Annotated in this window: 7 protein-coding genes; 6 read left to right on the top strand and 1 reads right to left on the bottom strand. The window is 66.1% G+C overall.

Annotated elements, in window-relative coordinates; translation table 11 throughout:
* The first annotated feature begins 4 nt into the window (after positions 1–4).
* From BAU06_RS20380 to lpxC, 4 genes are all read left to right on the top strand, one after another.
* Positions 5–826, top strand: a complete 822-nt coding sequence (locus BAU06_RS20380) for a cell division protein FtsQ/DivIB (protein ID WP_066354491.1) — start codon at positions 5–7, stop codon at positions 824–826.
* Between the two features lie 4 nt (positions 827–830).
* Positions 831–2,057 (top strand): cell division protein FtsA, encoded by a 1,227-nt coding sequence (ftsA, locus tag BAU06_RS20375; RefSeq protein ID WP_066354488.1) that lies wholly within the window; start codon positions 831–833, stop codon positions 2,055–2,057.
* 174 nt (positions 2,058–2,231) lie between these two features.
* A complete protein-coding gene (gene ftsZ, locus BAU06_RS20370) occupies positions 2,232–3,422 on the top strand; it encodes a cell division protein FtsZ (protein ID WP_066354479.1) in 1,191 nt (396 codons plus the stop codon).
* 243 nt (positions 3,423–3,665) lie between these two features.
* The gene (gene lpxC, locus BAU06_RS20365; protein ID WP_066354469.1) at positions 3,666–4,589 is read left to right on the top strand and encodes a UDP-3-O-acyl-N-acetylglucosamine deacetylase; all 924 of its coding nucleotides are present in this window, start codon (positions 3,666–3,668) and stop codon (positions 4,587–4,589) included.
* A 69-nt stretch (positions 4,590–4,658) separates the two neighbouring features.
* Here lpxC and BAU06_RS20360 read toward each other — a convergent pair whose 3' ends face one another.
* Positions 4,659–5,147: a DciA family protein gene (locus BAU06_RS20360; protein WP_066354463.1), complete on the bottom strand. Its 489-nt coding sequence runs from the start codon at positions 5,145–5,147 to the stop codon at positions 4,659–4,661.
* Positions 5,148–5,173: 26 nt separating this feature from the next.
* Here BAU06_RS20360 and BAU06_RS20355 point away from each other — a divergent pair, with 26 nt between their 5' ends.
* Positions 5,174–6,238 (top strand): M23 family metallopeptidase, encoded by a 1,065-nt coding sequence (locus tag BAU06_RS20355; RefSeq protein WP_418214824.1) that lies wholly within the window; start codon positions 5,174–5,176, stop codon positions 6,236–6,238.
* Positions 6,239–6,406: 168 nt separating this feature from the next.
* Positions 6,407–9,148 carry a preprotein translocase subunit SecA gene (secA, locus tag BAU06_RS20350; protein ID WP_066354447.1) on the top strand — a complete coding sequence of 914 codons (2,742 nt, stop codon included), beginning with the start codon at positions 6,407–6,409 and terminating at the stop codon, positions 9,146–9,148.
* Positions 9,149–9,154 lie beyond the last annotated feature (6 nt).

The raw sequence follows: 9,154 nt of genomic DNA, 5'->3' as shown, positions 1-9,154 counted from the left end.
TTCCGTGTGGAACGACGCGCGCACCACCAACCTGATCGCCAACACGCTTGCCGTGCTGGCGGTGCTCGCCATGCTGGCGGCCGGGCTGGTGTGGCTGGCCAAGCGGCCCTATTTCGACCTGGCCGCCATCGAACTGGAGGCGGCGCCGGGTTCGCAGCTGCATTACGTATCGCCCGTCAGTATGCGGGCGGCGATCGCGGGCGGACTGAAAGGCAATTTCTTTACCATGGACCTGGACCAGGCCCGCGAGCTGTTCGAGTCCGTGCCCTGGGTGCGCCATGCCGCGATACGGCGTATCTGGCCCAATGTGCTGCGCGTGCGGATCGAGGAACAGCAGCCGCTGGCGCTGTGGAACGAAAACCAGATGATCAACACCTGGGGGGAATCATTCACCGCCAACACGGGCGAGCTGGACGACGAATCCGCGCTACCGCATTTCTATGGTCCGGAGGGCAGCGAGAGCCTGGTCGTGCAGCGCTACGCGGAGCTCGCGCGATGGTTCGCGCCGCTGGACATGCGGGTGCAGGATCTGGAGCTGAGTCCGCGCTATGCCTGGCGCGTGACCCTCTCCAATGGCTTGAAACTGGATCTGGGACGGGATCCGGGCGCCGATGCGCCCGACCCCAACGGACCGCCGGGAGCGCTGCCCTTCGCCGCGCGCATCCAGCGCTTCGTGCAGGCCTGGCCCTCGCTGACGCAGAAGCTGGAGGGCCGGACCATACTGCAGGCCGATTTGCGCTACCCCAATGGGTTTGCCCTGGCCCTGGCGCCGCTGCCGGAAGCCGAATCCAAAACCAAATCGAAATCCAATCTAAAAAAGCGCTAACGCCATGACCCGTGACATCAAGGACTTAATCGTCGCCCTCGATATCGGAACCAGCAAGGTGGTGGCCGTCGTCGCCGAAATCCTGCCGGAGGGCCGGTTCGAGGTGCTGGGCCTGGGCCAGCATGAATCCCGCGGCATGCGCAAGGGCGTGGTCGTGAACATCGAGACCACCGTCAATTCCATCCAGCGCGCGCTCGAGGAAGCCGAGCTGATGGCCGACTGCAAGATCCGCGATGTCTACACGGGAATCGCGGGCAGCCATATCCGCAGTTTCAACTCCAGCGGCATGGTGGCGGTCAAGGACAAGGAAGTCACCGCGACGGACGTGGCCCGCGTCATCGAGACCGCCAAGGCGGTGAATATCCCGACGGACCAGCAGGTGCTGCACGTGCTGACCCAGGAGTTCATCGTCGACGGCCAGGAAGACATACGCGAACCCATCGGCATGAGCGGGCTGCGCCTGGAAGTCCGTGTGCATATCGTCACCGGCGCCGTCAGCGCCGCGCAGAACATCGTCAAGTGCGTGCGCCGCTGCGGGCTGGAGGTCCAGGATCTGATCCTGCAGCCGCTGGCGTCCAGCCTGGCGTGCCTGACGACCGACGAGAAGGAATTGGGCGTCGTCCTGGTCGATATCGGCGGCGGCACCACAGACGTGGCGATCTTCACCGGTGGCGCTATCCGCCACACGGCAGTCATCCCCATCGCGGGCGACCAGATCACCAACGACATCGCGGCGATGCTGCGCACGCCCACGCCGGACGCGGAAGAAATCAAGCTGCGCTATGGCGTGGCCAAGCAGGTGCTGGCCAGTCCGGATGAAACCGTGGAAGTGCCCGGCCTGGGCGATCGCGGGCCGCGGCTGGTTAAGCGGCAGGCACTGGGAGCCGTTATCGAGCCGCGTATCGAGGAATTGTTCACGCTGGTCCAGCAGGTCGTGCGCGATTCCGGGTACGAGGATCTGCTGGCCTCGGGCGTGGTCCTGACCGGCGGCTCGGCCCAATTGCCGGGAATGGTGGAACTTGCGGAGGATGTGTTCCTCAAACCCGTTCGCGTCGCGGTGCCCGAGTACGAAGGAAGCCTGGCCGACGTGATGCGCAACCCGCGCTTCGCGACGGTGATGGGCTTGCTGCAGGAAGCGCGCATGCAGCGCATGCGCGGGCGCAAGGTCGCCGCGCAGACGGGCAACTTCAAGAGCCTGCTGTCGCGGATGAAGGAATGGTTCATGAATTAACAGGGATCGCGCTGAACGGCGATCCCGGGGCGTGCCGAGCAACAGGCGGCATGCTGGCGGAGACGCTTCAAACCCGTGGCGGGCCATCGTGTCGGCGTCGGCTTTGAAGCGATTCACAAAGAAGGTAGTCGGGGAAATTTTTTTGTGATTTGCAATCAGACTTGAGGGAGTCGCATCATGAACTTTGAAATGCTAGAGAACAGCACCAAAGGGACCGTCATCAAGGTCGTTGGTGTTGGCGGCGCGGGCGGCAATGCCGTCGCGCACATGATCCGCAACGGCGTGAGCGGGGTCGATTTCATTTGCGCGAATACCGATGCGCAGGCCCTGGCCGCGACCAACGCGCCCGTGCAGATCCGCCTGGGCCGCACCGGCCTGGGCGCCGGCGCCAAGCCGGAGCAGGGCCGCGCGTCCGCCGAAACCGCCCGCGAGGAAATCCGTGCCGCGCTGAATGGCGCGCACATGGTTTTCATCACGGCCGGCATGGGCGGCGGCACGGGGACGGGCGCCGGTCCGGTGGTGGCGGAAGTCGCCAAGGAGCTGGGCATCCTGACGGTGGGCGTGGTGACCAAGCCCTTCGGCTTCGAAGGCAACAAACGCCTGAAGATGGCCGAGGAAGGCATCAGCGAGCTCGCCAAGCACGTGCATTCGCTGATCGTCGTGCTGAACGAAAACCTGTACGACCTGATGGATGAGGACGCCACGCAGGAAGACTGCTTCAAGGCCGCCGACGACATCCTCCACAATGCCTGCGCCGGCATCGCGGAAATCATCAATGTGGAAGGCAACGTCAACGTCGACTTCGAGGACGTCAAGACCATCATGGGCGAGCAGGGCCAGGCCATGATGGGCACGGCCACCGCGTCCGGCGCCGACCGCGCCCGCGTCGCCGCCGAGCACGCCATCGCCTGCCCGCTGCTGGAAGGCGTGGACCTGCACGGTGCCCGCGGCGTGCTGGTGAACATCACCGCCAGCCGTACCCTGAAGATGCGCGAAACGCGCGAAATCATGGAAACCATCCGCGGCTACGCGTCCGAGGATGCCACCGTGATCTTCGGCACCGCCTACGACGAGTCCATGGGCGACAGCCTGCGCGTGACCGTGGTGGCCACCGGCCTGGGCCGCAACTCCACCCGTCCGCAGCTGGTGCAGAGCCGCGCCGAGGCCCTGCGCACCGGTACCGACGACTTCCCGATGGTCGGCATGGCGCCCAACGGCAGCGGCCAGGGCGACTACCGCAATCTGGATATGCCTTCGGTAATGCGCAATCCGCGCACGCAGGCGTCGGCCCAGGTGCGCGCGCTGGAAAGCTCGGGCATGGACCACTTCGACATCCCGGCCTTCCTGCGCAAGCAGGCCGACTAAGGCCGTTTCCGGTAGCCGGCATGGGCGTCAGCCCCTGCCGGCGCCGGGATGCATTTCTCCCTCGACCCCGGCCCCGCTTCCCCAGCGGGGCCGGGAAGGGACGCTTTGAGCTGTTTCAGATAGTTTCGCCCTATCGCATACGTAGGATCGTTTGCCTTGGATGAACCTGACCCCGGGGTTACAATACCGACTTGTAACGGCGGCGGTATTTGTCTCCGCTAACCAAGAACGCGAATAAGCCTTATGTTTCGTCAACGCAGCATCCAGAATCTGGTCAAGACCACTGGCGTCGGTGTGCATTCCGGCCGCCGGGTGGAACTCACGCTACGCCCCGCTGCGCCGAACACTGGCATCGTTTTCCATCGCGTCGATCTGCCGGAAGTCGTCGACCTGCCCGCGCAGGCCACTGGCGTGGGCGACACCCGCATGGCTTCGGTACTCCAACAGGGCAATGTGCGCGTCTCCACGGTCGAGCACCTGATGTCGGCCCTGGCGGGCCTGGGTATCGACAATCTGCATGTGGACCTGACGGCCGAAGAAGTGCCCATCATGGATGGCAGCGCGGCCACGTTCGTGTATCTGCTGCGTTCGGCCGGCATCGTGGAGCAGAACGCCCCCAAGCAGTTCATCCGCGTGCTCAAGCCCATCGAGGTCCGCGAAGGCGAAGGCCGCAACGAGAAGTGGGCCCGGCTGGAACCTCATGATGGTTTCGCGCTGGCCTTTTCCATCGACTTCCGCCATCCGGCGATCGACTCCACGGCGAATTTCGCCGAGGTCGATTTCGCCACGCATTCCTACACGCGCGAGATCGCCCGTGCGCGCACCTTCGGCTTCGTCAACGAGGTCGAGGCCCTGCGCTCCATGGGCCTGGCGCGTGGCGGCAGCCTGGACAATGCCATCGTGATGGACGAATACCGCGTCCTGAACAGTGACGGGTTGCGCTATGACGATGAATTCGTCAAGCACAAGATCCTGGACGCCATCGGCGATCTGTACCTGTTGGGCAAGCCGCTGGTTGCCCGCTATGTCGCCTGCAAATCGGGCCACTACTTGAACAACCAGTTGGCGCGGGCCTTGCTCGCCCAGCAGGAATCGTGGGAACTGGTGTCGTACCAGTCCCAGGCAGAAGCCCCGCAGGCTTTCCGCTACGAGTGGAAGCTGGCCTGAACGAGGTTTAAACGGGGCCCGGACGGCCGCGGCTGGCGGCCGGCTCCGCGTGGCGCGGTCCGCCGGGGCTTATCCTTCGCGATGATGGCGCAGCAGGCGCGCCACCGCATCGGCCAGCGGCCCGGGATTCAAGGTTTCGCGCAGGGCCTCGAAGGCGTTCAGCGCCGTCTCGTCCAGGGGAATACTCTCTTTCGGCGGGCGTGCCGGTTTTGTCCCGGCGCCGGGCAGCCCGGCTTGAACCTTGACCGTGATTTCGTTAAGGTTCCAGCCTGCCGCCTGCAGTGCCTGGGCGATGCGGGGCGCCATCTGGCGCAGCTTCGCGGCGTGGGCGGCGCTGGGAACGGCAAGCTGCAAGCGATCTGTTTCCAGGCGCGCGACCCGGCACACGGCCCCCAGTACCGGCGGCACCGCGGCCGCCACGGTACGCTGGATCTGCAAATGCAGGCGCGCCGTGGCCAGCACACCGGCGCCGCGGCTGTCGTGCCCCAGCCAGCCCATGGCGGTATTGTCGCCACGGCCCGCCTTGGGAAAGGGACGGTATGGCGCGCGTTTTTTCATGCCGGTCCGAAATAGGAATGTCTCGATTGAAGTTTGTCATTATGCATGCGCGCCGGGGATCGGCGGGGCATTTCACCATCGAAGGCAACCGGCTCGCCATGCTGATGAGCGGCGCGCTGCTGCTCGCGGCCTTGGCCGGCGCCCTGATCTACCGTGGGCTGGCGCCGGGCGGCGTGCTGCCCGCGGCGCAGGCCGGCGCGGCGCCGCAGGAAGGCGCGGCCGGGCATACGCAGGACACGGTGCACCGTGCGCTGGCCTTGCTGGCCGACAAAGTGGGTACGCTGCAGGCACGGCTGGCGGGCGTGGACGCCCTGAGCCGCCGGCTTGCCATCGCCGCCGGCGTCTCGCCGCATGAGGCCGGCGCCTTTCCCGCCATGCAGGCCGATGGCGGCGCGCCGCCGGGCGCTTTGGCGCAGGACACGGCTGGGGTCGAGGGCGCCGGCCAGGCCGTCGACGCCGGACTGAACCCGGACGCCGCATTCGACGCCGGCGCCGCGGACCCCGACGCCGCCGCCCCGGATATGGCCGGGCCCGCGCAGACCCTGGGCCGGGACATCGACGTTCTGTCCGATGAACTGAGCCGCCGCATGGCCGCCCTGCAGGTCCTTGATATGGCGCTGACGCGGCGCCGGGCCGACCTGGCCCGCCTGCCGTCGTCCATGCCGGTCACGGATTATCCCTACCTGAGCTCTTCCTACGGCTGGCGCCGCCATCCGGTGACAGGGCGGCATACGCGCCACGACGGCCTGGACTTCGCCGCGCCCAGCGGCACGCCCATCCTTGCCGCCGCCGGCGGCGTGGTCCTGGCCGCCGGTCCCGAGGCCGGCTACGGCAAACGCGTCGACATCGACCATGGCGACGGACTGGTATCGCGCTATGCGCACGCCTCCGAACTGCTGGTGCAGCCCGGCGACCTGGTCGAGCGCGGACAATTGATTGCCCGCGTGGGCTCCTCCGGCGTGTCCACGGGGCCTCACCTGCATTTCGAGATCCGCCTGGCCGGCCAGGCCCTGGATCCTCGTCTCTTCCTGGGACGCCCGCCCACGGCCCCGCCCACCGTCGCGGCCGCGCCCGCCCCCGTCATCCGCTGACGGGGCGGGCAGGCCGGCGTCCGCGCCGGCCCATGGCCCGAAACGTTGCCCTCGCGGTGCGTTACACTCGATCGTTTCCCGGGCGGACCCCTCCGCTTCATTCACAACAAGACTTGTCGCGCGCCGACGTTCCGTTACCGGGGCGTCCAGGCGTGCGCGGACATACGCATGGTTTCTCTGCTCAAAAAACTCATAGGCAGCCGTAATGACCGGTTGCTTAAGCAGTATCGCAAGGTGGTGAGCCAGATCAATGGCCTCGAATCCACCATTGCCGCGCTTTCGGACGAGCAATTGGCGGCCAAGACGCAGGAGTTCCGCTCCCGGTTCCAAGAAGGCGTATCGCTGGACGACCTGCTGCCCGAGGCCTTCGCCGTCGTGCGCGAGGCCGGCAAGCGGGTGTTCGGCATGCGCCACTTCGACGTGCAGATGCTGGGCGGCATCGCCCTGCACAACGGCAAGATCGCCGAAATGCGCACGGGCGAAGGCAAGACGCTCATGGCGACGCTGCCGGTCTACCTGAACGCGCTGTCCGGCAAGGGCGTGCACGTGGTCACCGTCAACGACTACCTGGCCCGGCGCGACGCCGAATGGATGGGGCGGCTCTACCGCTTCCTGGGCATGTCGGTGGGCGTGGTCGTGCCGCAGCAGCCCAACGACGAGAAAAAAGCCGCCTACGCGGCCGATATCACCTACGGCACCAATAACGAGTTCGGTTTCGACTACCTGCGCGACAACATGGAGTATCGCGTGGAGGACCGCCGCCAGCGCAGCCTGTCCTACGCGATCGTCGACGAAGTCGACTCCATCCTGATCGACGAGGCCCGCACGCCGCTCATCATTTCCGGCCAGGCGGAAGACCATACCGAGCTCTATGTCCGCATGAACGCGGTGCCGCCGCTGCTCAAGCGCATGGAGTCGGAGCCCAAGCCGCAGGAACCCGAGCCCGAAGGCGATTACTGGGTCGACGAAAAAAGCCAGCAGGTGTATCTGTCCGAAGCCGGACACGAACATGCCGAGGCCATCCTCAGCCGCGTGGGCATCCTGCCGCAAGGCGAATCGCTGTACGACCCGCGCCACATCGCGCTGATGCACCACCTGATGGTGGCGCTGCGCGCGCATACGCTGTTCTTCCGCGACCAGCAGTACGTGGTGCAGGACGGCGAAGTGGTCATCGTCGATGAGTTCACCGGCCGCCTGATGGTGGGCCGCCGCTGGTCCGACGGCCTGCACCAGGCGGTCGAGGCCAAGGAAGGCGTGCAGATCCAGCACGAGAACCAGACGCTGGCTTCCATTACCTTCCAGAATTACTTCCGCATGTACGACAAGCTGTCGGGCATGACGGGGACGGCCGACACCGAGGCCTACGAATTCCAGGAGATCTACGGGCTGGAAACGGTCATCATCCCGACCAACAAGCCCATGATCCGCAAGGACCAGAACGACCAGGTCTTCAAGACGGCGCGCGAGAAGTACGACGCCATCCTGGCCGATATCCGCGACTGCCACGAGCGCGGCCAGCCCGTGCTGGTCGGCACGACCAGCATCGAGAACTCCGAGCTGCTGTCGGGCCTGCTGCAGCGGGCCAAACTGCCGCACCAGGTGCTCAACGCCAAGCAGCACGCGCGCGAAGCCGAGATCGTCGCCGAGGCCGGCAAGCCCGGCCACATCACCATCGCCACCAACATGGCGGGCCGCGGCACCGACATCGTGCTGGGGGGCAGCGTCGACAAGCAGGTAGACCTGATCCGCGCCGACGCATCCCTGTCCGAAGCGGACAAAGAAGCCCGCATCGAGAAAATCCGCACCGAATGGAAACCGGCCAACGAGAAGGTCAAGCAGGCGGGCGGCCTGCGCATCATCGGTACCGAGCGCCACGAATCGCGCCGCATCGATAACCAGCTGCGCGGCCGTGCCGGCCGCCAGGGCGACCCGGGTTCCTCGCGTTTCTACCTGTCGCTGGAAGATCCGCTGATGCGCATCTTCGCCGGCGACCGGGTGCGCGCCATCATGGAGCGCCTGAAGCTGCCCGAAGGCGAACCCATCGAGGCCGGCATGGTCTCGCGCTCCATCGAGACCGCCCAGCGCAAGGTGGAAGGCCGCAACTTCGACATCCGCAAGCAATTGCTGGAGTACGACGACGTCGCCAACGACCAGCGCAAGGTCTTGTACGCGCAGCGCAACGAAGTCCTGGAAGCGGCCACCGTCGGCCCCACGGTAGAAGGCCTGCGCGACGGCGCCATCGAAGAACTCTTCCGCGCCTACGTGCCGGCGGAATCGGTCGAAGAGCAATGGGACATTCCGGGCCTGCAGCGCGCGCTGGAATCGGATTACCACGTGTCCCTGCCGCTGACGGAAATGCTGGAAAAGGAATCCAGCCTGACCGACGACGACCTGCTGCAGCGGGTGCGCGACGCCGCCGCCGCGGCCTACCGCGCCAAGGGCGAGCAGGTGGGCGCGGAGGCCTGGGGGCAGTTCGAGCGTTCCATCATGCTGCAGGCCATCGACCAGCACTGGCGCGAGCACTTGTCCTCGCTCGATTACCTTCGCCAGGGCATCCATCTGCGTGGCTATGCGCAGAAGAACCCCAAGCAGGAATACAAGCGAGAGGCCTTCGAGCTGTTCTCGGGCATGCTGGACCGCATCCGCGACGATGTGGTCAAGGTGCTGATGACGGTGCGCATCCAGTCGCAGGAGCAGGTCGCAGCGGCGGAAGCCGAGGCCGCCCAGCCGCATGTGCACAACGTGCAGTACCAGCATGCCGACTACGACGAGGCGCTGGCCGCCGGGCAGGAGGAACGTCCGCAAGGCCAGCAGCCCGTGCGCAACCTCATGCCCAAGGTCGGCCGCAACGATCCCTGCCCCTGCGGTAGCGGCAAGAAGTACAAGCAGTGCCACGGCAAGCTGGCCTGAGGAGCA

This window comes from Bordetella bronchialis (assembly GCF_001676705.1).
Classification (GTDB): domain Bacteria; phylum Pseudomonadota; class Gammaproteobacteria; order Burkholderiales; family Burkholderiaceae_B; genus Bordetella_C; species Bordetella_C bronchialis.
The sequence above is the reverse complement of the archived record's forward strand: the minus strand, read 5'-3'. Positions and strand labels throughout refer to the sequence as shown.